The following is a 23,797-nucleotide window of genomic DNA, read 5'->3' as shown; positions in this document are numbered from 1 at the left end:
CATGACCGACTCCGCCCCCCACACCCATCTTCCGTTTGATGCATCCACCGCCGACAAGCTGCTGGAACTACTGGCAACCGACGACGACTTCCGCGACTGCTTTCAATGCAATCCGGCGCAGGCGCTTGCCCGGATCGGTGCACCTGGCGTGAGCGCCGACAATGCCGCCCCCAGCGCAGGACAGGCCTATTACTGCATGACGACCAGTCAGCTCGCGTCCAAGCAGGACATTGCAGCGGCTCGTGCCGAGCTGCAAAGCTACTTGACCGAAAAAGCCAATCACACCGTCATCTTCGCCTTCGAATCGGACAGCATGCGCTCTACCCTGCTGCGTAAGTAAGCAGGCAGACCCGATACGGGCCAGGCGCGCACGAATGCCTGCGCCTGTTCGCGCGCCTGCTGGGTATGGCCGAGTGCATGCAGCGACTCGGCCATCCAAAGCTGCGCCAGACGTGTATCGGCAACATTGAGCGGCTGCAGCGTTTGGGACGCATTTGCTTCTATATATGCACGCCCACGATGGAGATACAGCCAACGTGCTTGCTGCAACGCTTCAGCGTGCCGACCACTTTCGTGCAGCAGCATGTATAGCGTCACGCGCGTCTGGAAAAGATCGTCGTCACTGATTGGCAGACGCGCGATGGCGGCCGCGCGGTCGCCCGACAGCGCCAGCTGCTGGGCTTCGACAATGGCGCGCAGTTCGGCAAGCACCGGCGTTTCATGCACAAGTGCCGGCTTGATCGCCGCAAGCGCGCGGACGGTGAGACTGTCATCGCCGGCCCGCTGCGCCTGGCTTGCCAGGATCAGCACCATTGCGGCATTGTCCTGCAGGTTTACCGTTGCCGATCCATCGTCAATGACTGCGGACACCAGCCGATCAAACGTCGGCTTGAGCGTTGCCGCTGTCGACAGGGATGGGTCGCCCAATGCATCGGTGGTCAGTGCAATGACCGAGAATTGGCGATGGTTGAAATCGTCGCCTTGCCTGCTGCGCCTCAGGCCTTGTGTGATTGCTGCGCGTGCGGCGGTCCAGTCGGCCTGATCGATCGCGATGCTGGTGCGATCGATCAAGGGCACCACATCATCGTTGGCATAGCCTTTCTCAACGATCCTGTCGAGTGCCTGTTTCGCTTCGGCATGACGATTCAGCACCGCAAGCGCGTTCGCTTGACGCCGGAGCGGGCCGGCGCGATCGGCATCACCGGGAGCGGAAAAGCGCTGCAGAGCCGCTTCTGCCTTTCCCTGCGCCAGCAAAATACGTCCAACTCGATCAGCCGCAATCGCGCGCAGCGGGTCCTGCGGAACATCAGCCGCCTGCGCATACGGCAGCGCCTCGGCAAATCGATTGGCAACGAACAGGTGCCACGATGCATTGGCGGTACCGGCAAAATTGTCCGGGTAGAGCGAGCCCAACGTTCGCCACAGCGTCAGTGCCTTGTCGGGTGCAAGCAGCTCGGACGCCCATGCATCCAGATACAGTTGATCGCGCTCGGGCAAACGTTGGCGGAAACGAATTGCCTTCTCCAAATACGGGAGCGCGCCACGGCGATCGGAGACCGCCACCTTGATGCGTGCCGCGCCCAGATACGCGAGCGCAAACTCCGGATCTATTCCCACCGCGCGCTCGAACAGTTCCAGACCTTCTTTCCATTGGCCTTTCACCGTTGCATCGACTCCCAGGGCGTACGCCCGCAGTGCATCCAGGCTGGAGGTGGTCACAGCGGGTAACGGCACAGAATTCTTGTCTATCGAGGCCACCACCTCACCCAGGCCCTGCCTGAGCTTACGGGTGACCTGATCCACCGAGGACAATGCCGACGGCAAGCCATCGCCTTGTACAAACTCCGAGTAGACCGTGGTCTGGGTACGTGGATCCACCAACTCCACGCTGAAACGAAGCTTGCCTCCAATCTCGGCGACAGTCGGCAGCAACACGGCGCTGGCACCATCACGCAGCGCCACTTCCGAGGCGATGGCGCGATCGACGATCACGCGATCCGGATCACGCTTCATCCGGGCCATGGTGTCGCGCACTTTCATATCGCTCAGGACATTGACATAGCGCGACTGTTCCAGACTGATGCGCAGCGCCTGATCAAGCGAACTGTCGAGCAATGTGTTGCCGGTCAGATTACGTAGATCGCCGACCACCACCCACCCACGTTCGGAAAACGCAATGGCTGGCTCGGAACGGGTGAAAAACCACACCGAAACACACACAGCGACGACCAATACCGTCTCCGCCAGAAGTGCCGCCGGCCGCCGCCACAGCGGAACATCGCGCCAGGCCTTTGCCGAATTCTTCGGCGTGCGCAATGGCGTCAGGCCGACTTCGCCGACTTCATAAATCTCCATCGGCGTGGGGACGCCCTTGAAGCGCCAGCGGCCGTGGGATTTCCACAGGATGCGTTCGCCGCGGTCGCCCAGTTCGCGCGCGGCGCGGTGGGTCAATGACTCGGCCACCGCCGACAACAGGATCTGCCCGGGCCGCGCCATCGACATCAGGCGTGCGGCGGTGGGCTTGGCCAGGCCTTCGACTTCCAGCGGTTTGGCACCGATGCTCACCGCTTCGTCGCTGTTGCGCCAGGTCAGCACTTCGCCGACGTGCAGGCCCTGGCGCGCGCACAGCGTCAGCGCGCGGGCATCGCCCATCGCCTTGAGGCCGCGCGCGTAATCCAGCGCAAAGCCCAGGCCGTCGATGGGGCGATCAAACAGCAACAGCAAACCGTCCGAACGGTCGATCAGGCGGCCACGCCATTGCTGCTGCAGTTTGACCACCAGCCGGTCATGCTCGCGAAACAGCGCGGCGGCGGCGTTGTCACCGATGCGCTCGACCAGCGCGGTCGAATCGCACAGGTCGGTCAACAACAAGGTACGCAAGCGCGGTGCCTGGATCGCTTCCGACGACGCATCCTTGCGTGCGTGGGCGCGGGCGCTCATTGCTCAGCGATTGTCCGACGTGGTGGCGTTGCCGGATGGCGGCGTGAGGCCCGACGCCAGCGTTTCATGCATGCACAGCACGTTGCCGCCCTGTCGCTTGGCCTCGTACAACGCGCTGTCGGCCAGCGTGTACCAATCGTTCCATGCCGCGTCGGGGTCGATCATGCACAGGCCCAGGCTGACCGAGCAGCCCTGCTCGCTCTGGCCATTGCACAGGCGCGCTTCCACCGCGCGCACGATGCATTCGCCGATGTGGTGCAGCAGCTCCTGGGTGCCTTGCGCGACCAGCACACAGAATTCATCGCCGCCGAGCCGGCAGGCGAGGTCGCCGTCGGCGATCACCGAACGCAGCGCATGGGCGACGTTCTGCAGCACGCGGTCGCCGGCCAGGTGGCCGAACTCGTCGTTGATGCGCTTGAAACGGTCGCAATCGATCAGGATCAGGCCCACGCCGGGCACGTTGCCGGCGCGTCGGCATTCCTGCAGATGCAGGGCGAGCCCGCGGCGGTTGTGCAGGCCGGTGAGTTCGTCGGTGCGGCTGAGTTCTTCGGTGTGGTTGAGCTGGTGCGAGGTGACGTAGAGATTGTCCAGCGCCGCTTCCAGATCGTGGTTGCGGCGGCGCAGCTGGCGGATCAACAACTGCTCGTTGTTGACCACGCGCACGATGGAGCGGCGCAGAAAATGCGCCACCATCGATGGGTCGTGGTCGACCAGACGCTGGAAGTCCTCGTGCGCCAGCTCGATCAGGCGGGTGTCGGTGGATGCCGTGGCGCCGGCACTGCGCGCATGGTCGCCGATTAGCAGGCCAAGTTCGCCGAAGAATTCGCCCGGGCCCAGGTGCTTGAGCATCAGGTCTTCGCCGAAATCCAGATCGATCTGGCCGCTGACCACGATGAACATCTGCGTGCCCACCGCCCCGCGCTCGAACAGCGCCTGGCCGGCCGCCAACTCGCGGGCACGCCCGAAGCGGGCGAAAAACGCCAGCTCCTGGGCAGTCATCAGCGCATGCAGCCCGTCCGACAGCGTCTTTGCAACGCTCCCCGTCGGCTCTACTGCGCCGGCAGTGTTATGGCACGTCATCCAAATCCCTTAGACCGACCTGCAGCGCCGGCCTGCCCTGGCATCGTACAGCAGCGTTTTGTTCAGTACCAGGTCACACTCGTTCTCACAGCACTCGAGACGAAATGACGGGTATCGGCAACAAAAATGGGCTCGGTTCTCCGAGCCCATCTCCTCCCAGCAGCGACCTGCCGGCCATCTGCGACAGACCACGAGCGATGCGGGCGCCGTTTCGGGGTGCTGGTACGGGCTTGCCGGTGGGCGTCGACCGCACGCTCCGAACCACCCCACGGCCGCCGGGCGACCGCCCCGTCGCCCCATACGCTGCCTTAGGCCGCCTTTTCGCCGTGAAACTGCTCTTCCTCGGTCGAGCCACGCAGCGCGGTGGTGGACGACTGACCCTGCTGGATCGCCTGCGTCACCGCGTCGAAGTAGCCGGTGCCCACCTCGCGCTGATGCTTGACCGCGGTAAAGCCCATCTCGGCCGCCGCGAACTCGGCCTGCTGCAACTCGACGAAGGCGCTCATCTGCCGGCGGGCATAGCCGTGCGCCAGGTTGAACATGCCGTAGTTCAGGGCGTGGAAACCGGCCAGGGTGATGAACTGGAATTTATAGCCATAGCCCGCCAGCTCGGTCTGGAACCTGGCGATGGTGGCGTCGTCCAGGTTCTTCTTCCAGTTGAAGCTCGGCGAGCAGTTGTAGGCCAGCAATTTGCCGGGGAACCTGGCATGGATGGCTTGCGCGAAGGCGCGGGCAAATTCCAGATCCGGCTTCCCGGTTTCGCACCAGATCAGGTCCGCGTACGGCGCATAGGCCAGCCCGCGGCTGATCGCCTGATCCAGCCCGTTGCGGGTCTTGAAGAAGCCTTCGACGGTGCGCTGGCCGGTGGTGAAGGGCTGGTCGTTGGCATCCACGTCGCTGGTGATCAGGTCGGCCGCTTCGGCATCGGTGCGTGCAATCAGCAGCGTGGGCACGCCCAGCACATCGGCCGCCAGACGCGCGGCATTCAACTTTTCGATCGCCTCGCGGGTGGGCACCAGCACCTTGCCGCCCATGTGGCCGCACTTCTTCACCGATGCCAGTTGATCTTCGAAGTGCACGCCGGCCGCGCCGGCTTCGATCATCGCCTTCATCAGCTCGAAGGCGTTGAGCACGCCGCCGAAGCCGGCTTCGGCATCGGCCACGATCGGCTGCAGGAAGTCGATGTCATCGTTGCCCTCGGCGTGATGCAGTTGATCGGCCCGCAACAAGGTGTTGTTGATGCGCTTGACCACCGCCGGCACCGAGTCGGCCGGATACAGCGACTGGTCCGGGTACATCTGCCCGGCCAGGTTCGCATCGGCGGCGACCTGCCAGCCGGACAGGTAGATCGCCTTCAAACCGGCCTTGACCTGCTGCATCGCCTGGTTGCCGGTCAATGCACCCAATGCATTGACGAAGGGCGTGGCGTGCAATGCGTTCCACAACTTGTCCGCGCCCAGCCGTGCCAGCGAATGCTCGACATGCACGGTGCCGCGCAAGCGCACCACATCGGCGGCGGTGTAGTTGCGGGTGATGCCGGCCCAGCGCGGGTTGCTGGCCCAGTCGTGCTGGATCTGTTCGGCGGTCTGCAGTGTGCTGCTCATGGTGCGTTCTCCTGGCAGGAATACGACGGATGCAACGAGGAAGGACGGTGCGTCACGGCGCGCGTGAGGCATGGCAAGGCCGTCGTTGCGCATGGGCGCAACGGGCGGTGTGGTGCATTACGTGGACGGATTGCAGCGACAGCGCGCGGACGCCGGCGTGTCGCTGCCGCGTTGGCTCACTCGATCAGGCGGTATGCCGGCACGGTGAGGAAATCGGCCAGCGCATCGGCACGGCTGAGTGTGTCCAGCAATGCAATGGCGTCGTCGATGCGTGCGGCGCCCGGCAGTGCATCGGTCGCGCCCAGGCGCGCCGGCAGCGCACGCAACGTGGCCTGCAACAAGGGCTGGTCGATGGCAGTGCCGTCGTCCAGATGCTGGCCGTGATGCAACCACTGCCACAGCTGCGCGCGGCTGATCTCGGCAGTGGCCGCGTCTTCCATCAGGTTGTGGATCGGCACGCACCCATTGCCATCCAGCCAGGCGGCCAGATAACGCACGCAGACTTCGACATTGCCTTCGAAACCGGCGCGGGTGATGGTGCCCGGCGAGGGCGCGATCAGCATGTCGCGCGTCACCTGCACGTCGTTGCGCAGGACATGCTGCTGATGCGCGGTGGGCATGTGCTCGTCGAAGATCTTCATCGCCACCGGAATCAACGCCGGATGCGCCACCCAGGTGCCATCGTGGCCGGCGCTGACCTCGCGCAGCTTGTCGGCACGCACCCGTGCCATCGCCTGCTCATTGGCGGCCTCGTCGTGATTGATCGGAATCTGCGCGGCCATGCCGCCCATCGCATGTGCGCCGCGGCGATGGCAGGTCTTGATCAGCAGTTCCGAATACGCCTTCAGGAACGGCTGGGTCATGGTGACCTGGCCACGTTCGGCCAGCACGCGGTCGCGATGCGCGCGGAAGGTTTTCAGGTACGAAAAGATGTAGTCCCAGCGCCCGCAGTTGAGCCCGACGATGCGCTCGCGCAGCGCGTGCAGGATCTCGTCCATCTCGAACACCGCCGGCAGCGTCTCGATCAGCACGGTCACCTTGATCTGGCCATGCGGCAGGCCGAGCATCGCTTCGATATGCGCCAGCGCGGTCTCCCACAGCGCCGCCTCTTCCATGCTCTGCAGCTTGGGCAGATACAGATACGGGCCGCGATCCCTGGCCAGCAGCGCGCGGCCGTTATGGAAGGCGAACACCGCCGCGTCGAACAGCCCCCCGGCCAGCGGCTGGCCATCGATGAGCACATGCTTCTCATCCAGATGCCAGCCACGCGGACGCACGATCAGCACTGCGCGCTCGGCTTCCGGGCGCAGCGCGTAATGCTTGCCGTTGGGCGCATCGAAGCTGAGATCGCCACGCACCGCAGCGGCCAGCGTGCGCTGGCCGGCCAGCAGGTTGCGCCAGGTCGGCGCGGTGGAATCCTCGAAGTCGGCCATGAACACCTTGGCGCCGGAATTGAGCGCGTTGATGACCATCTTCGGATCGGTTGGGCCGGTGATTTCCACCCGGCGGTCCTGCAGCGCCGCCGGTAGCGCGGCCACGCGCCAGTCGCCATCGCGGATGGCGCGGGTGTCGGGGCGGAAGTCCGGCAACTGGCCGGCATCGAACTCGGCCTGGCGGACGCGCCGCTGTGCCAGGCGCTGCTGGCGGCCGGGCTCGATGGCCCGGTGCAGCGACACCAGCAGGGCCAGCGCGGCGGCCGGCAAGAGGTCGGCCTGGCCTGCGACCTGCGTGGTCAGCGACAGACCGGGCGTGGCGCGTTCGGTGGGACGTGGAGCGAAAGCGGTGGCAGACATGTCGGGAGTCCTTGTGCATCCGGACCTGCACCGTGCGCCGCATGCAACTATTTGACAAAGCAGTTTTATCAATGCTGTAAATAAGGCAGGCTTATACAGCGTCGTTGCAGACATCCAGATGGCGCCAACTCCGCGATTTTCCTACAAATCTGATCGGCTCAAGCCGTTGCGTGCGTTCTGCCAGACAGTACGATTGGGCTCTGTCTCACGGGCGGCTGAGGCGCTGTATGTGAGCCAGCCGGCAGTGACCTTGCAGCTGCAGGCGCTGGAACGTGACCTGGGCGTGGCCCTGTTCGAGCGCTCGGGGCGACGCATGGCACCCAGCCGCGAGGGCCAGCTGCTCTACGACATGGCGCTGCCGCTGGTGGAGAGCCTGGATGGGCTGGAGGCCAGCTTTCGCGAAAAGGTGCGTGGCCTGGATGCCGGCGAGCTCAATATCGCCGCCAACAGTTCCACGATCCTGTACCTGCTGCCGCGCATCGTGGCGAAGTTCCGCGCGCGCCACCCGGACGTGCGCCTGACCCTGCACAACGCCATCAGCGCCGACGGCACCGACCTGCTGCGCGAAGATGCAGTGGACCTGGCGATCGGCTCGATGCTGGACGTGCCGGCCGACCTCAATTACGCGCCGGTGTATCGCTTCGAACAATTGCTGATCACCCCGCACGACCACCCGTTGGCCGGCACGCCCACGGTCACGCTGCAGGACCTGTCGCCGTATCCGCTGATCCTGCCGCCGCGCCGGCAGGTGACCTATCGGCTGGTCGACCTGGTCTTCCAGCAGGCGCGCGTGCCCTACACCGTGGCACTGGAAGTGGGCGGCTGGGAAGTGATCAAGCAATACGTGGCGATGGGCATGGGCATCTCCATCGTCACCGCGATCTGTGTCACCGAGGCCGACCGCGACACACTCGCCACCCGCTCGCTGAAGGATTACTTCCCCACCCGCAGTTATGGCGTGGTGGTGCGCAAGGGCAAGTATCTGTCGCCGCAGGCACGCGCCTTTATCGAGCTGATCCAGCCGGATCTGTTTCCCCCGCGCGGGTATGACGAAAGTGGTGACTCGGAGCGGTGAGTCTTGTGACTGCTGCAGGCGTGGGTTCGCATGGCGCCTGAGCTTGCTCGCCATGCGCTGCGTATCAGGTCACCATGCGCTCTTCATCGGCGATGCCGTGTGCGGTATGCGGTACGTCATTGAAGGCGTCGCTTGATCAAGCCATGCGCGCGCAGCGCTGACGGTTGATTCCAGCGTGCAGCGCGAACCACTCCGGATTGCGCCGCATCGATGTCGGCTCGATCTACTGCACGATGGTTGTCGTCATAGACTAGGCCGATGCTGTGGGTATCACTGCAGGTCATCAACGGCTGGTCAATCCGGGGACTCACTGACCAGATGCGTAGCCGTCCCGCACCGCGGGGCGAGCCGACTCAACCAACCAAGGCTGACGCCATGAATCCGACCACGTTATTGCTGGTGCAGTTGGCGGTGATCCTGGGCGCGGCACGTGCGTGCGGCGCGCTGCTGCAGCGCGTCGGGCAGCCGCCGGTGATCGGCGAAATGGCCGCAGGCCTGCTGCTGGGGCCGATCGCATTCGGCGTGTGGCTGCCGGAATTGCATGGCATGTTGTTCGCCTCCGGCAGCTTGCCGCCGCTGTCGGGCCTGGCCAACATCGGCGTGGTGCTTTTCATGTTCATCGTCGGCGTGGAGCTGCGCGCGCCGGAAGGCACCAGCGCGCAGGTGCGTGCGTCGGTGCTGGTGGGGCTGTCCGGCATCGTGCTGCCGTTGCTGCTGGGGCTGGCCGCCGCACCGTGGTTGTTTGCGCGCTTTGCACCGCAGGGCATCGGCTTCTGGCCCTTCGCCTTGTTCATTGCCGCGGCGATGTCGGTGACCGCGTTTCCGGTGCTGGCGCGCATCCTCAAGGATCGCAACATGACCCGCACATCCGCAGGCCGGTTGGCGCTGGGCGCGGCGGTGATCGACGATGCCACGGTGTGGATGTTCCTGGCGATCGTGCTCACCCTGACCGGCGGCAACAACCATGGCGGCGTTGCGTTTACTGCGACAGCTGCGGTGGTGCTGATTGCGGTGGTGTTCGGCGTGTTGAAGCCGCTGTATGCGCGCGTGCTCAAGCCGCGCGCACGCGATGGAGGCTATGCGCCAACCGCGCTGGTGTGGGTGCTGATCGGTCTGCTGGCCTGCGCCGCAGTGGCCGAATGGATCGGCCTGCATGCGATCTTCGGCGCATTCCTGTTCGGCGTCTGCGTGCCGCGCGACGACCGCCTGCTGGAACACCTGGCCGGGCGCATCGAACCCCTGGCGATCACCTTGCTGATGCCGGTGCTGTTTGCGGTCGCCGGCCAGACCGCCAGCCCCGGTGTATTCGTCGGCGCAGGTGTGGCCGGCTTTGCGTTGGTGGTCGGCGTGGCAGTGACCGGCAAGCTGGCCGGCTGCACCCTGGGCGCGCGCCTGAGCGGCCACGACTGGCGCGACAGCCTGAGCGTGGGTTCGCTGATGAACGCACGCGGGCTGATGGAACTGGTGGTGATCAAGATCGGCCTGGACAGCGGCGTGATCGGGCCGGACCTGTTCACGCTGCTGTTCGGCATGACGCTGGTGACCACGGTGATGGCCTCGCCGATGGTGGCCTGGTGCCAACGCGGCCGGCAGGCCGCCACTGCCACCGGGCTGGGTGCGAGCCAGTCGCCGCAGTGACGAGGCAGCGCTGAAACACGGCGCGGCGTCGTTGCGCGACATGGCGCGTCACGTCTGCCCGCGCATCACAGGCCATCACGCGCGCCCGTACAACCCCAGGAACATCGCCACCGCCGATTCGGCCACTTGCGTGCGTTGCTGCGGCGACAGTGGCGGCTGGCCCATGGCGATCTGCGGCCAGAACGCGAAGCCCTTGATCAATGCCTGCAGTTGCTGCGCGCCGACCTCCGGCTCCACGCCTGCCAACCGGCCATCGGCCAATGCGGCGCGCACCCAGGTGGTGGTGCCTTCCTCCTTGCTGCCCAATTGCGCGATCAGTTCGCGCGCGCGCGCGGGCGAATGGATGCCTTCGGCAATGGCGACGCGCGACAGGTCGATGAACGCCGGGTCGTCGAGCAGGTGCAGTTTCTGCTGCAGCAGCTGGATCAGCTGCGCACGCAACGGCTGGTCGGGCCGGTAGACCAGAGTCACTGCATCGGCGCTGCGCTGCCACAGCCCGCGCAGGATCTCGCCAAACAACGCGTCCTTGCTGGGGAAGTGGTTGTAGACGGTGCGCTTGGATACGCCCGCGGTGGCCGCCACGCGGTCCATGCTGGTGGCCTCGAAGCCATGCTGGCGGAACTCGGCAATGGCCGCCTCGACGATGGCGAGGCGCTTGCGGTCGGTCAGCCGTTGCGGCGCAGTCGGGGGGGAAGATGCAGTCGACATCGGATCATTTTACACCGGACAGTTTACTTTCAGCCCGATGAAACTACACTGCTCAGTGTAACTTTTCCCTGTTGTCACCCCCTGCCCGGTCGGACTCCCCAATGGCTTCCTCGCGCCCTTCCCGCTATGCCGCTTCGCCACAGTTTCGCGATGGCCGGTTCCGCAATGCAGTGCCGCTGCCGACCACCGTGCTCAGCCTGCGCGAGCAGATCGGGCTGATGTGGAGGTTCTTCTTCGACAAGCCCAGCACCACGGTGCCGTCCACGCCGCTGCCGGTGCAGCCGCTGACCCGCGCGCAGCTGCTGGCCGCGCCCGACCGCAGCCTGTATCGCCTGGGCCATTCCACCGTGCTGATGAAGCTGGCCGGCGGCTTGTGGCTGACCGACCCGGTGTTCTCCAAGCGCGCCTCGCCGGTGCCCTTCGCCGGGCCAAAACGCTTTCATGCGCCGCCGATCGCGCTGGACGCGCTGCCGCCGCTGGCCGGGGTGATCCTGTCCCACAACCATTACGACCATCTCGATCGCACCAGCATCCGTGCACTGGCCGACCGCGTCGGCGTGTTCGTCGCGCCCTTGGGCGTGGGCGATCTGCTGGTGCGCTGGGGCGTGGACCCGGCCAAGGTGCGCCAGCTGGACTGGTGGGACGCGATCACCATCGATGGCCTGCAGCTCACCGCCACCCCGTCGCAGCATTTTTCCGGGCGCGGCCTGTTCGACAGTGGGCGTTCGCTGTGGTGCTCCTGGGTGATCCAGGACCGCGAGCTGCGCCTGTTCTTCAGCGGAGACGGCGGCTACGGCCCGCACTTCAAGACCATCGGCCAACAGCTCGGTCCGTTCGACGTGGCGCTGATCGAAAACGGCGCCTACGACCAGCAATGGCCACACGTGCACATGCAACCGGAGCAGAGCCTGCAGGCCTATCTGGACGTCGGCGGGCAGACCCTGCTGCCGATCCACAACGGCACCTTCGACCTGGCGATGCACGCGTGGCAGGAGCCACTGGACCGGATCGTGGCACTGGCCGACGGCGCCGGCGTTGCGCTGGCGACGCCGCGCATGGGCGAGCGGGTGGATCTGGAAGCGCCCGCCAATCGCCTGCGCTGGTGGCGACAGGATGCTGCGACGCAAGCCTCGGACGGCCTGGTGGCGACGCGCTAGCCAGTGCATGGCGGCGCTGGCGCATGAGCAGGTGGCGGTCGCGCGTTTGCCCTGCGTCATCGTCATGGTCATCGAAGCAACGTGCGCAGTTGCTGCCGACAAAGCCCTGGGTTGCCTCGCTAGCGCAGGGCGCTAACGCCGTTGCTTCTACTGGCGTCTACGCGCAGACCACGCATCACAGGCGCTGCCACTCCAGCCCTTCGCCACGCCGGTAATACACCGCCACCGCCTTGCCGTAGACAGCCGCTGCATCGACCAATCCAAAGTAACGTCCATCCAGGCTGTTGCCGCGGTGATCGCCCAGCATCAGCAGCTTGCCGGGCGGCACAGTCAGCCCGACGATGTTCGGGCCGCCGCCATTGCCAAGATTCAACTGCGCCAGGTGCGCGCCGAAGCGTTCGGCATCGCCACCTTCTACTGCCAACGGCTTGTCGTTGATCTGCAGATGGCCGTCGATCAAGTCGACCCGGTCGCCTGCCACCGCCACCACACGCTTGATCAGGCGTGTGCCATCGCGCGGCGAATCGAATACCACCACCTCGCCACGCTGCGGTCGATCGCCATCGACGAGGATGCGGTTGCTCAACGGCAGTCGCCAGCCGTAGGCATGCATGTCCACCACCACGCGATCGCCCGGCTCCAGGGTGGGCTGCATCGAACCGCTCGGCACCTGGTAGTGATTGGCGAACGAGGAACGCGCTGCAGTCATCAGCACCAGCAGCACCAACAACGGAAGCATTTCCTTGCGCGACCAGTGCACGGCGCGTTGCAGACGTGAAGTGGTCGCAGTGGCTTGGCTCATGAGGCACCTGTTGGTGTGAGTGGTGGCGGGGGATGCCTGTTGAAGATGCGCTTGCGCAGCGGGTCGGTGGAAGTGACGAAAGGCATGGCACCAGTTGGGTGTTACTTCGAATGCTGCTTCGTTCACTGCTCCGCTATTGCCAGTTCCGCTGCGGACTGGCGGCCCCAAAGGCAACAGCAAAGCACCACCGGCAAAGGCAGTCGCAACACCATCACCTGATGCACGCATCCACAAACAAAAACGGGATGGCGCGTGGCCATTCCGTTTCGATTGCTGTTGCAGCTACTGCACACGCATGCGCCAACGACGCACGCGCGTCATCCAGTCGCTCACTCCGTCAGACCGCGATTTTCCAGCAGCGCCTTGACGCTGGGGTCCTTGCCGCGGAAATCGCGATACAACGTCGCCAGGTCGACCGTGTTGCCGCGCGAAAGGATCTTGGCGCGGAAGATGTCGCCATTCTTGCGGTTCAAGCCGCCGTTTTCCTTGAACCATTCGAACGCATCGTCGTCGAGCACTTCCGACCAGAAATACGCGTAGTACCCGGCCGAATAACCGCCGCCCCAGATGTGGTCGAAATAGCTGCTGCGGTAGCGCGGCGGCACTTCGGCCAGGTCCACCTTGAAGCGCTTCAACGCATCGGCTTCGAACTTGCTCACGTCCTGCAGCGGCGCGTCGGCCGGCTGGGTGTGCCAGGCCAGGTCGAGCAGCGCGGCCGACAGGTATTCGGTGGTGGCGTAGCCGCTGTTGAAGGTCTTGGCCTTCTTGATCTTCTCCACCAGCTCGGCCGGCATCGCCGCGCCGGTCTGGTAGTGCTTGGCGTAGTTGGCGAAGACCTTGGGATCGGAGGCCCAGTGCTCGTTGAACTGCGAGGGGAATTCCACAAAATCGCGCGAGGTGCTGGTGCCGGCGATCGAGGGATACTTCACCTTGGAGAACATGCCGTGCAGCGCGTGGCCGAACTCATGGAACAGCGTGGTGACGTCATCGAAGCTCAGCAGCGCCGGCTGGCCGGCGGCCGGCTTGGTGAAGTTGCAGACGTTGTAGACCACCGGCTTGGCACCGGTGAGGCCGTCCTGCTCGACGAACACATCCATCCAGGCGCCGCCGGACTTGCTGTCGCGCTTGAAGTAGTCGGTGTAGAACAGCGCCATCGAGGTGCCGTCCGCATCGAACACTTCATACACCTTCATGTCGGCGTGATAGGTCGGGATGTCGGTGCGCTGCTTGAAGGTGATGCCGTACAGCTGCGTGGCTGCGTAGAAGACGCCGTTCTGCAGCACGTTGTCCAGCTCGAAATACGGCTTGATCTGCGCCTCGTCCAGGTCGTACTTGGCCTTGCGCACCTGCTCGGCGTAGAAGTCCCAATCGGAGGCGGCGAGTTTGAAACCACCCTTCTGTGCGTCGATCACCTTCTGCATTTCGGCCACTTCGCGGCGTGCCTTGGCGGTGGCGGCCGGCACGGTGTCGGTCAGCAGCTTGAGTGCGGCATCCGGGCTCTTGGCCATCTGGTCGCCCAGGCTGTAGGCGGCGTAGTTGTCGAAGCCGAGCAGCTTGGCCTTTTGCGCGCGCAGCTGCGCCAGGCGCTGGATGGTCTGGCGGGTGTCGTTGGCATCGCCCTTTTCCGCGCGCGTTTCCGAGGCCTTGAGCACGTCGGCGCGCAGCTGGCGGTCCTTCAGCGAGGCCAGCACCGGCTGCTGGGTGGTGTTCTGCAGGGTCAGCAGATACTTGCCGTCGAGCTTGCGCGCCTTGGCCGCATCGGCGGCAGCGGCAATGTCGCCCTCGCTCAGGCCGTCGAGCCTGGCCTTGTCGTCCACCACCACCGCACCGGCGGCCGAGGCGGCCACCAGACGGGTATGGAACTGGGTGGAGAGCGTGGTTTCTTCGATATTGAGCTTGCGCAGGCTGGCCTTGTCGGCCTCCGACAGCTGCGCACCGGCACGCACCAGCTCTTCGTAGTCGCGCTCGACCAGACGCTTCTGCTCCGGCTCCAGGTTCAGCGTGTCGCGTTGGTCATAGATCGTCTTGACGCGTGCGAACAGCTTCGGGTCGAGATTGATCTCGTCCTGATGCGCAGCCAGCTTGGGCGCGATCTCTTCCTGGATCTTCTGGCGTGCATCGCTGGTATCGGCCTGCACCAACCCGAAGAAGATGCGCGACACGCGCGTGAGCGTTTCGCCGCTGCGCTCCATCGCCTCGATGGTGTTGTCGAAGCTGGCAGGCTCGGGGTTGTCGGCGATCTTGCGGATGTCGGCCAGGTGCAGGCGCATGCCTTCCTCGAAGGCCGGCAGGTAATCGGCGTCCTTGATCTTGTCGAACGGCGGCGCCTGGAACGGCAGCGTGCTGGCGGTCAGCAGCGGGTTCGGCGCAGCATCCGCGGCCGGGGTGGTGGCGGTCTTTTCGGGCACGGTGGTGGACTCCTTACCGGACGAATCTTTTCCAGAACAAGCAGCCAGTGCCAGGGTGATGGCAGCGGCCAGAACGACGGTACGCGACATGGCGTGTGATTCCTGAGTGGGTAGCGCAGCCGGCCACGCTAGCGGGTTTGCGCAGCGTCGGCATGTGCCGTTGGATTGGATGGAGGGGCGCGGTCGAGGATGCGCGCTACAGCGTCTCGTCCTTGAAGATGGCCACGTGCGGGGTGCCATCGGCGCCGATCCAGCCGCGGTACATGCCCTCGGTATTGAACGGGAATGCGGCGTTGCCCTGTGCGTCCAGCGCGATGGCGCCGCCGTCGCCGCCGGCCTTGGGAATCTGCTGGTCGATTACCGTGTCGGCGGCCTGTTGCAAGGACTGCCCGGCGTATTTCATGCGTGCGCAGATGTCGTAGGCGGCCACCGCACGGATGTAGAACTCGCCCCAGCCGGTACCGGACACCGCGCACTGGCCGTTGGCGTAGGTGCCGGCGCCGATGATCGGCGCATCGCCGACGCGGCCATAGCGCTTGTTGGTCATGCCACCGGTGGAGGTGCCGGCGGCCAGGTGTCCCGCGCGATCCAGCGCCAGCGCGCCCACCGTGCCGAAATGCTTGGCGGTTTCCAGATCCAGTTCGGCCTGCGCCTGACGGTCGCCGGCTTCGGCCTTGCGCGCTTTCTGCAGTTGCTGCCAGCGCTTGTCGGTGCGGAAATAGCTGGGGTCGACCAACGTGACGCCCTGCTCGCGCGCGAATTGTTCGGCGCCGTCACCGACCAGCATCACGTGCTTGGAATGGTCCATGACGCTGCGCGCCAGCTGGATCGGGTTCCTGACCGTGTGCACGCCGGCAATCGCGCCGGCCTTGCCGGTGGCGCCGTCCATGATTGCGGCATCCAGTTCGTTCTTGCCGTCATGGGTAAACACCGCGCCGCGCCCGGCGTTGAACTGCGGCGCGTCCTCCAGCACGGTGATGGTGGCCGCCACCGCATCCACCGCACTGCCGCCACCTTGCAGCACCGCGTGCCCGGCACGCAGCGCGCGTTGCATCGCCTCGCGCGCCTGCGCCTGTTCCTCGCTGGAAAGGCTGGATTTCTCCACGCCCGCACCGCCATGGATCACCAGCATCGGCGTGGCCGCCGATACCGGGCCGGCGGCGAGCAGGAGAGAGATAGACAGACACAGTGCACGTGCGGACAGGCCAATCATGGTGTTCCCTCGATGGAGGTCGCAACGTGCCTGGCGACGCCAGGCGTGGATGCAGGCGACCGGGAGCGACAAAAACCCCGGCGCGGTGGCAAACGGACGTGGTCCTGGCGATCGGTCATCGGCACTCGGGATCGGCACGCAAGGTCGTGCCTGCCAGCACCTGCGCGCGCACAGCCCGCCCTTCGGCAGCGGTGCGTGAGGTGCATGAGCGCCTTGCCGCCCCCGGGGGCACGCTCACAGCGTATCGCGATGCTTGCCGCGCCACGGCCGGTACCAGGTGCGGATGGCGGCGATATCGGCGGCCATGTCGGTACCGGTCCAGAACGGCTCGCCGATGCCCACGGTCTTGCTGGGGTAGTCGAAATACACCGGCAGGATCGGCACCTTGGAATCGGAGGCGATCTTCCAGAAGCCGGCCTTCCAGTGCTCCACCCGCTTGCGGGTGCCCTCGGGGGTGATCACGTACCACATCTGTTCGGAATTGCGGATCAGCCGCACCGCCTGGCCGATGGTGCCCTGGGGCGAGCTGCGGTCCAGCGGGATGCCGCCGAGCTTGCGCAGCAGCGGGCCCAGCGGCCACCAGAACAGCTGCGCCTTGCCCAGCACGCGCACGTCGAAGCCCAGCGCGAACTTGGCCGCAAAGCCCAGGAAGCCGTCCCAGTTGGACGAGTGCGGGGCGACGATCATCACCAGCTTGGGTTCGTCGGGCAGTCGCCCGAGCAGGCGCCAGCCGGTCAGGCGCAGCGCCGTGCGCCCCAGCCAGCGGCCGAAGCGGCCGTGGGCGCGGGGCATTCTGGGTGGAGAGGGCTGCAGCAGGATGTTGGCCTGTGTTACCGGTGGCAACGACGGGTCGGTGTGACTCACGCTTACTCCCAGTGGGACGCAGAGCGTCCACGCTTGATATGGCTGCGCTCACGCTTGGCATCCAGCCGCCGCAGCTTGGCACCATGACTCGGTTTGGTGGCGACCCGGCGCTTGGGCACCGACAGGCACGCACTGATGATCTCGGCCAGCCGCTCGCGCGCATCCTCGCGGTTGCGGTCCTGGGTGCGGAAGCGCTGCGCGTCGATCACCAGCACGCCCTCGGCGGTCATGCGCCGGTCGCGCCGCGACAGCAGCCGCGCGCGCAACGGTTCGGGCAGCGACGGCGAGCCGGCCACGTCGAAGCGCAGTTCCACCGCAGTGGAGACCTTGTTGACGTTCTGCCCGCCTGCGCCGCTGGCGCGCACGAAGCGCTCGACGATCTCGCTGGGCGGGATCGTCAGGCTGGGGGTGATCTGGATCGGGTCGCTGGCCATTCAACCCGATTGTATCGGCACCGGCATGGACGCGCGCGCGAACGCCGGCTTCCCGTATGCTGCGGCCGGTTCCCCAGCCTGCAGGATGCTCCGATGACCCCACCCCGTTCCGTCGCCACCGCCCGCGCCTTGGCGCGCCGCCTGATCGTGCTGGCTGCGCTGGCACTGGCCACGCCCGCCGCCTTCGCGCAGGCGCCCAGCGATGCCGACATCAACCGCCTGCTGGCCGCCTCGCGCGCGCAGACCATGCTGGACACGATGCTGCCGCAGATCGAAGCGATGCAGCAGCAACAATTCGCCCAGCTCACCGCCCAGCGCCAGCTCGACGCCGACCAGCAGGCCCAGCTGCAGCGCATCCAGGAGCGCACCCGCCAGACCGTGCGCAAGGCGCTGTCGTGGTCGGAGCTGCGCCCGATGTATGTGGACATCTACAAGCGCTCGTTCTCGCGCGAGGACGTGCTGGCCATGGCCGAGTTCTACGAGAGTTCGGCCGGCCAGAGCCTGCTGGACAAGACCCCGGCGCTGACCCAGAACCTGATGGGCGCGATCCAGCAGAAGATGCTGCCGCTGTTTGCCGATTTGCAGAAGGATCTGGAGAAGATCGTCAACGAGCCGGCGGCGGCGCCGCAGAAGCCCTGACGGGCTGGGATTCGGGAATGGGGATTGGGGAATCGCAACGGCGTGCTTGCTGCGGCGGTTGCGGATCCGGGGTGAGTGCGTTGCCGGTTATCGCAATGCTTCAACTTTTCCGCTGACCGAAGCAGCCCTCCCCCATCGGGGAGAGCCGCGGTCCTGAGGCTCGGTGGCGATCATGCCCCCATCCGCCCTTCGGGCACCTTCCCCCGCAAGCGAGGGAAGGAAGCAACTTGGAAGGTGAGCGGGGAAGGTGGGAACGCGGGGAAGGCGGGCAGTGGGCGTCGTGCTTGAGCCCCTCCCGCCTGCGGGAGAAGGGTTGGGGTGAGGGGACGCTTGCGCAGCTTTCTTGCATGCCGAGTGGACGTCTCGGTCTCTGGACCAGGCACGCCAGTCACGCCGTCGGCATGACTCCCAACCCCGCCATCTCCCACCCGAACAACGCGCAGGCCTTGGCGAACTCCACATCCAGCGGCGCAGTGACGCTGATGCGCCGCCCATCGGCCGGATGCGGGAATCCCAGGCGCTCGGCATGCAGCAGCATGCGGTGGATGCCAAGCATGCGGAAGCTGCGGTTGTGCCGGCCATCGCCGTGGCTGGTGTCGCCGATCATGTGGTGCGACAGGTGTTTCATGTGCCGGCGGATCTGCCGGAACCGCCCTGTCTGCGGCTGGCAGCGCAGCAAGGCATAGCGCGAGGTGGCAAAGCCGGTGGACGGGATCTCCAGCTCGCCGGTGGCCAGGCGCTGGAAGTGGGTCACCGCCGGCTTCTTGACCGGCTTGCCGGGGCCGCCGTCCAGGTCGTGGTCGACGCTGAAGCGCTCCTCGGCCGGCCAGCCGCGGCACACCGTCAGATAGTCCTTCTCCACTTCGCCGGCCATCAAGGCCTTGCCCAGCGCACTGGCGGCCTCGCGATCGAACGCCAGCAGCAGGCAGCCGCTGGTGGCGCGGTCGAGCCGGTGCACCAGGAAGATCGGCCGGCCCAGCTGTTCGCGCAGGCGGTCGGCCAGGAAATCGTCCTCCCCGCGCGCCAGCTTGCTGTCGTGGACCATCAGCCCGGCGGGTTTGTCGACGACGGCCAGGACCGCGTCCTGGTGGAGAATCTGCAAGTGCTTGGGGGATGTGCTCACCGGCGGATTATCCGCGCCGTGGGCAGCGCATGCCACTGCGCCGGCGCGCCATGACGCCGTTGACCGCACCCGGCGCCGTCAGAGCAGGTGGCGCACGCCAGCCGTGCGGCTTGGGGTGTGAGGTCTGGCGGGTGGGCAGTGCACGCTCAGGCCCCGCCGCACACCGCCAGCAACTCGCCCTTGCCCACCGGCACCACGCTGCAGGTGACTGCCGGGTCGGCAGCCAGCAGCGCGGTGAACGGCGCCAGTTCGTCGGCATGCGAGAGCGCATTGTCGACCACCAGCAGGCCACCGCCGCGCAGCACGCGGCGCAGTGCCGGCCACCAGTGCACATACGCATCGCGTGCCGAATCCAGGAAGACCAGATCGAGACTGGCGCTGGCCGCCTGGGCCAGCCACGCGCCGCCATCGCCGTGCACCAGCTCCACCGATGCCGCCAGGCCGCTGCGCGCCAGCGTGGCCTGCGCCAGGGCCACCTTGTCGGCCGCATGTTCCACCGTGGTGACATGCCCGCCGATCGCCGCGGCCGCTTCGGCCAGCCATAGCGTCGAATACCCGTTGGAGGTGCCGATCTCCAGAACGCGCCGCGCAGCGGTGGCACGCACCAGCACCGCCAGCAACTGCCCGGTGTCGGGCGTGATGTTGAGCATGCGCCGGTCGCGCGCCAGCTGCTGCGCATCGTTGTCGCTGCCGAACCGTGCCAATTCGTCTTTCAACGCCTGCAGATCGATCATCACCACCTCGCCGGGAACGGCTTCGTCATCGTGCTGCTGCAGGCACCGCCGCTACCCAGCCGGATGCAGCAGGCCACCTGCGGCAGTGCTTCAGCATTAGTGCTTCAGCGCCGCAGCCAGGCGACCAGCAGGGCCACCGAGCCGGCCGCGCCGCTGATCCAGCTCCACACCGGCAACGTGCCCAGGTACCAGCCATTCGGGTGCAGGCCATACAGCACCGCGGCCACCACCAGCAGGCCGCTGCCGGTGATGGCGGTGACCACGCGCGTCTGCAGCTTGCGCAGGCTCAGGTCCAGCGCGCGCAGCTCGGCCGAGCGGATGTCGAGCTGATGGCGGCCCTCGACCTGCTGCTTCAACCAGCTGTGCACCAGGCGCGGCATGTCCGGCGCATGCGTCATGATTTCCGGCAGCCGCTTGCGCAGCTCGCCGAGCACGCGGCGCGGGCTGTAGCGCTCGCGCAGGATGCGTTCGAGCACCGGCCGTGCCACGGCCCAGATATCCAGCCTGGGGTCGAGCTGGCGGCCGACGCCTTCGATGTTGAGCAAGGTTTTCTGCAGCAGGATCAGCTGCGGCTGCAGCGTCAGTTCGTAGCGCTGCGCGACGCGGAACAGCTTGATCAGCACTTCGGCCAGCGAAATCTCCGACAGCGGCCGGGTGAAGTAGGGCTCGCACACCGAGCGCGCGGCCGCTTCCAGTTCGTCGATGCGCACGTTGTCGGGCATCCAGCCCGCTTCCACGTGCAGCTCGGCCATGCGGCGGTAATCCTTGTGGAAGATCGCCATGAAGTTCTCGGCCAGGTAGTACTGATCTTCCTGCGAGAGCTGGCCCATGATGCCGAAATCCAGCGCGATGAAGCGCGGATTGAGCCGGCGTTCCGGATCCGAATCGACCCAGATGTTGCCGGCGTGCGCATCGGCATGGAAGAAGTTGTCGCGGAACACCTGCGTATAGAACACCCGCACGCCCTTGGCCGCCAGCGCCTTGCGATCGATGCCGGCCGCATCGAGCCTGGCGATGTCGTCGGACGGAATGCCGTACACGCGCTCCAGCGTGAGCGCACGCTCGGCGGTGTGCGACCAGATCACCTCGGGCACGTACAGATCGTCCGAGCCTTCCCAGAACCGGCGCAGCACACTGGCGTTGGCTCCTTCGCGCTGCAGGTCCAGTTCGGCCGACAAGGTGCCTTCGATCTCGGCCACCACCTCGCGCGGCCGGATCTTGTCCGCACGCGGGTGGGTGCGCTCGACCAGCGTGGCCAGCGACTGCAGCAAGGCGATATCGGCATCGATCTGGCGCTCGATGTCCGGGCGCAACACCTTGACCACCACCTCGCGGCGCACGCCGTTGGCATCCGGCGGCAAGGTGGCCGCATGCACCTGCGCGATCGAGGCCGAGGCCAGCGGCACGGTGTCGAACGCGGCAAACGCCACGCTCACCGGCAGGCCCAGCGCGCGCTCGACGATCAGTCGCGCCGCTTCGCCATCGAAGGGCTTGACGCGGTCCTGCAGCAGGGTCAGTTCATCGGCCACATCGGCCGGAATCAGGTCGCGTCGGGTCGACAGGATCTGCCCGAACTTGACGAAGATCGGCCCCAGTTCCTGCAACGCCAGCCGCAGCCGCGCACCGCGCGATTGCGCGGCGATCTCGGCACTGGCGCGCGGCACGAACGGCTTGGCCAGGCGCAGCCAGCGCTCGGCCGGGGTGTCCTGCAGCAGGTCGTCCAGGCGATAGCGCAGGATCACCCGGCCGATGCGGCTGGCCCGCAGCAGCGCCTTCATGCCGCACCTCCGGCCGCGCGCAGGCGCGCCACGCGTGCGGCCAGCCGTTCGACGTCGTCGCGCAGTTCGTCGACATCGTCGTGGAAGGCCTCCAGTTCGGCGCGCGGCACCACATCGCGCGATTCCTCGGTCACGAATTCAGCCGCGCTCTGCGCCAGATCCACCGCGCTGCGGCGCGCCTGCTGCAGCGCTGCGCGCACCGCATTGGCGATCTGCACGCCGAGGATCTGCCCGAACACCGCCACGAACGGCAACTGCCAATCCGGATCGAAACGGCCGGCCAGTTGCTGCAGCTGGCGCGCCAGTTCGGCATCGCCGGAGACCTTGAGCCGCCCGGCCGGTGCGCCGCTGCGGCGCGCATTGGCCAGGAACGGCAATTGGCCGAGCAAGCCGGCCAGGCTGCTGCGCACGGCCAGATCCGGCTCCTGCGCCTGGTCCACCGGGCCGACCAGCAAGCGGCGCTCGTGCACGCGGATCTGCAGGGCCAGCGCAGGCGCCTCCAGCGTCAGTGCGATGCGTTGGCCTTCCAGCGGCAGCAGGGCGTCGCGGGTATCGGGGTCCAGTGCCAGCGCGCGGTTGAGCGCGGCTTGCAGGGCCTGGCCGGCGAGCGGCTTGAGTGAGTTGAACAGGGATCCGGGCATGGGCGCATTCTACCGTCCCTGCATGTCGCTACTGCTTGATGGTGTGTGGCAGGTGCAGGCCGGAGACCAGGATGACGCGCATCGCAGGGCGCCTCGGCAGCCAGGCCGCTGCAATCGCAGCCGCATCCCCACAACAGACAGACCCGGCCGTTGACCGTGCACCTGCCCTGGATCGCCACACCGCATACGGCGGCGATGCAGGACTTCCGTCGGCGCGCCTGACGCGGGCATGCTGGCGACCTCATCACGCCAGGTGGCAGGAGCAGGCAATGCGCAAGATCCGGGTCGGTCTCATCTTCGGCGGCAAGTCGGCCGAGCACGAAGTCTCGCTGCAGTCAGCGCGCAACATCCTCGATGCGCTGGACCCACAGCGCTTCGAGCCGGTGCTGATCGGCATCGACAAGCAGGGCCAGTGGCACGTCAACGACCCCGACAGTTTCCTGCTCAATGCCGACGACCCGGCGCGCATCGCCCTGCATCGCAGCGGTCGCGGCGTCGCTTTGCTGCCGGGCGCGCAGCAACAGCAATTGCGTCCGACCCAGCCGGAGCAGGCGCTGGCGCTGCAACGGCATGCAGACGATCAGGTGCTGCGCAGTGCGGTCGGCCCAGGCGCATGAGCCAGGCCCATGTGCGTGCGGTGCAACGCGACGACCACCGCGCCCTGCTCGCGCTCAACAATGCGCATGCCACCGAATTGTCGCTGCTGGATGCCGATGGAATGGCCGACTTGCTGCAACTGGCCTGGCACGCACGCATGGTCGCGCCTGCGGATGGTCTGCTGATTGCGCTGGATCAGCGCGTCGCGTACGCCAATCCGAACTTCGCCTGGATGGCGCAACGCTTCGCGCGCTTTGTCTACATCGACCGCATCGTGATCGCTGCGCATGCACACAGGCGCGGGCTTGCCAGGCAGCTGTATGACGAACTCATCCACGCCGCACGTGCAGCGGCGCAGCCGCGCCTGGTTTGCGAGGTCAACCTGGCCCCACCCAATCCGGCATCGCTGGCGCTGCATCTGCAGCTGGGTTTTCAGCCCATCGGCGATGCGCTGCTGGGCAACGGCAAGCACGTGCAGTATCTCGAAAAACTGCTTTGAAGCAGCCGTAATTGAATTTTTGAGTATCCACAACGCACAGGGCCCGCCTCCTTGCGGAAGCGGGCCCTGT

Annotated in this window: 20 protein-coding genes and 1 pseudogene; 7 read left to right on the top strand and 14 right to left on the bottom strand. The window is 66.2% G+C overall.

Going from position 1 to position 23,797, the window contains the following annotated elements; all coding sequences use genetic code 11:
* The first annotated feature begins 1 nt into the window (after position 1).
* Positions 2 to 340: an NHLP-related RiPP peptide gene (locus H7A87_RS01340; protein WP_104583946.1), complete on the top strand. Its 339-nt coding sequence runs from the start codon at positions 2 to 4 to the stop codon at positions 338 to 340.
* Here the strand turns inward: H7A87_RS01340 and H7A87_RS01335 are convergent.
* The 4 genes from H7A87_RS01335 to aceB all read right to left on the bottom strand — a co-directional run bounded on the left by H7A87_RS01335 (position 280) and on the right by aceB (position 7,417).
* Positions 280 to 2,940, bottom strand: a complete 2,661-nt coding sequence (locus tag H7A87_RS01335) for a putative peptide modification system cyclase (RefSeq protein WP_119129302.1) — start codon at positions 2,938 to 2,940, stop codon at positions 280 to 282. The genes H7A87_RS01340 and H7A87_RS01335 overlap by 61 nt on opposite strands.
* A 3-nt stretch (positions 2,941 to 2,943) precedes the next feature.
* Complete coding sequence (locus tag H7A87_RS01330) at positions 2,944 to 4,020, bottom strand: GGDEF domain-containing protein (protein ID WP_119129301.1); 1,077 nt, start codon at positions 4,018 to 4,020, stop codon at positions 2,944 to 2,946.
* A gap of 308 nt (positions 4,021 to 4,328) precedes the next feature.
* A complete protein-coding gene (gene aceA / locus H7A87_RS01325; protein ID WP_104649604.1) occupies positions 4,329 to 5,624 on the bottom strand; it encodes an isocitrate lyase in 1,296 nt (431 codons plus the stop codon).
* Positions 5,625 to 5,800: 176 nt separating this feature from the next.
* On the bottom strand, positions 5,801 to 7,417 hold the full coding sequence (gene aceB / locus H7A87_RS01320) for a malate synthase A (RefSeq protein WP_119129300.1): 1,617 nt from the start codon (positions 7,415 to 7,417) through the stop codon (positions 5,801 to 5,803).
* Positions 7,418 to 7,535: 118 nt separating this feature from the next.
* Here aceB and H7A87_RS01315 point away from each other — a divergent pair, with 118 nt between their 5' ends.
* Both H7A87_RS01315 and H7A87_RS01310 read left to right on the top strand, forming a co-directional pair.
* Entirely contained in the window at positions 7,536 to 8,492 is a 957-nt protein-coding gene (locus H7A87_RS01315) for a LysR family transcriptional regulator (RefSeq protein ID WP_119129299.1), read from the top strand.
* A 375-nt stretch (positions 8,493 to 8,867) separates the two neighbouring features.
* Positions 8,868 to 10,130 (top strand): cation:proton antiporter, encoded by a 1,263-nt coding sequence (locus tag H7A87_RS01310; RefSeq protein ID WP_119129298.1) that lies wholly within the window; start codon positions 8,868 to 8,870, stop codon positions 10,128 to 10,130.
* Positions 10,131 to 10,205: 75 nt separating this feature from the next.
* On the opposite strand, the gene H7A87_RS01305 is transcribed toward H7A87_RS01310, so the two are convergent.
* A complete protein-coding gene (locus H7A87_RS01305; RefSeq protein ID WP_119129297.1) occupies positions 10,206 to 10,838 on the bottom strand; it encodes a TetR/AcrR family transcriptional regulator in 633 nt (210 codons plus the stop codon).
* A 101-nt stretch (positions 10,839 to 10,939) separates the two neighbouring features.
* Between H7A87_RS01305 and H7A87_RS01300 the strand changes: the two genes are divergently transcribed.
* Positions 10,940 to 11,995 (top strand): MBL fold metallo-hydrolase, encoded by a 1,056-nt coding sequence (locus H7A87_RS01300; protein WP_119129296.1) that lies wholly within the window; start codon positions 10,940 to 10,942, stop codon positions 11,993 to 11,995.
* A 175-nt stretch (positions 11,996 to 12,170) separates the two neighbouring features.
* Here H7A87_RS01300 and lepB read toward each other — a convergent pair whose 3' ends face one another.
* The 5 genes from lepB to arfB form a co-directional block, all read right to left on the bottom strand.
* Positions 12,171 to 12,797 carry a signal peptidase I gene (lepB, locus tag H7A87_RS01295; RefSeq protein WP_119129295.1) on the bottom strand — a complete coding sequence of 209 codons (627 nt, stop codon included), beginning with the start codon at positions 12,795 to 12,797 and terminating at the stop codon, positions 12,171 to 12,173.
* 329 nt (positions 12,798 to 13,126) lie between these two features.
* On the bottom strand, positions 13,127 to 15,295 hold the full coding sequence (gene dcp / locus H7A87_RS01290; protein ID WP_180496853.1) for a peptidyl-dipeptidase Dcp: 2,169 nt from the start codon (positions 15,293 to 15,295) through the stop codon (positions 13,127 to 13,129).
* A gap of 106 nt (positions 15,296 to 15,401) precedes the next feature.
* Positions 15,402 to 16,418, bottom strand: coding sequence for an isoaspartyl peptidase/L-asparaginase (locus H7A87_RS01285; RefSeq protein ID WP_180496852.1), 1,017 nt, complete (start codon positions 16,416 to 16,418; stop codon positions 15,402 to 15,404).
* Between the two features lie 234 nt (positions 16,419 to 16,652).
* Complete coding sequence (locus H7A87_RS01280) at positions 16,653 to 17,282, bottom strand: lysophosphatidylcholine acyltransferase (RefSeq protein WP_104563789.1); 630 nt, start codon at positions 17,280 to 17,282, stop codon at positions 16,653 to 16,655.
* Positions 17,283 to 17,284: 2 nt separating this feature from the next.
* Positions 17,285 to 17,716 (bottom strand): alternative ribosome rescue aminoacyl-tRNA hydrolase ArfB, encoded by a 432-nt coding sequence (arfB, locus tag H7A87_RS01275; protein WP_104583955.1) that lies wholly within the window; start codon positions 17,714 to 17,716, stop codon positions 17,285 to 17,287.
* A 93-nt stretch (positions 17,717 to 17,809) separates the two neighbouring features.
* Here arfB and H7A87_RS01270 point away from each other — a divergent pair, with 93 nt between their 5' ends.
* Positions 17,810 to 18,355, top strand: a complete 546-nt coding sequence (locus tag H7A87_RS01270) for a DUF2059 domain-containing protein (RefSeq protein WP_104583956.1) — start codon at positions 17,810 to 17,812, stop codon at positions 18,353 to 18,355.
* Positions 18,356 to 18,743: 388 nt separating this feature from the next.
* Here the strand turns inward: H7A87_RS01270 and H7A87_RS01265 are convergent, their stop codons facing one another.
* The 4 genes from H7A87_RS01265 to H7A87_RS01250 form a co-directional block, all read right to left on the bottom strand.
* Positions 18,744 to 19,478, bottom strand: a complete 735-nt coding sequence (locus H7A87_RS01265; protein WP_119129293.1) for a pseudouridine synthase — start codon at positions 19,476 to 19,478, stop codon at positions 18,744 to 18,746.
* A 146-nt stretch (positions 19,479 to 19,624) separates the two neighbouring features.
* On the bottom strand, positions 19,625 to 20,212 hold the full coding sequence (locus tag H7A87_RS01260; RefSeq protein ID WP_119129292.1) for a class I SAM-dependent methyltransferase: 588 nt from the start codon (positions 20,210 to 20,212) through the stop codon (positions 19,625 to 19,627).
* 104 nt (positions 20,213 to 20,316) lie between these two features.
* Positions 20,317 to 21,990, bottom strand: coding sequence for a ubiquinone biosynthesis regulatory protein kinase UbiB (ubiB, locus tag H7A87_RS01255; RefSeq protein WP_119129291.1), 1,674 nt, complete (start codon positions 21,988 to 21,990; stop codon positions 20,317 to 20,319).
* Positions 21,987 to 22,631, bottom strand: coding sequence for an SCP2 sterol-binding domain-containing protein (locus H7A87_RS01250; RefSeq protein WP_104649612.1), 645 nt, complete (start codon positions 22,629 to 22,631; stop codon positions 21,987 to 21,989). Before H7A87_RS01250 ends, ubiB begins: the two co-directional genes overlap by 4 nt.
* Positions 22,632 to 22,900: 269 nt before the next feature.
* On the opposite strand from H7A87_RS01250, the pseudogene H7A87_RS01245 reads away from it, so the two are divergent.
* Positions 22,901 to 23,191, top strand: a pseudogene (locus H7A87_RS01245) (D-alanine--D-alanine ligase A); the annotation flags it as partial.
* Between the two features lie 53 nt (positions 23,192 to 23,244).
* Positions 23,245 to 23,727: a GNAT family N-acetyltransferase gene (locus H7A87_RS01240; RefSeq protein ID WP_119129290.1), complete on the top strand. Its 483-nt coding sequence runs from the start codon at positions 23,245 to 23,247 to the stop codon at positions 23,725 to 23,727.
* Positions 23,728 to 23,797 lie beyond the last annotated feature (70 nt).

Origin of the sequence: Xanthomonas sp. CPBF 426 (assembly GCF_903989465.1) — a bacterium.
Taxonomy (GTDB): domain Bacteria; phylum Pseudomonadota; class Gammaproteobacteria; order Xanthomonadales; family Xanthomonadaceae; genus Xanthomonas; species Xanthomonas euroxanthea.
The sequence above is the reverse complement of the archived record's forward strand: the minus strand, read 5'-3'. Positions and strand labels throughout refer to the sequence as shown.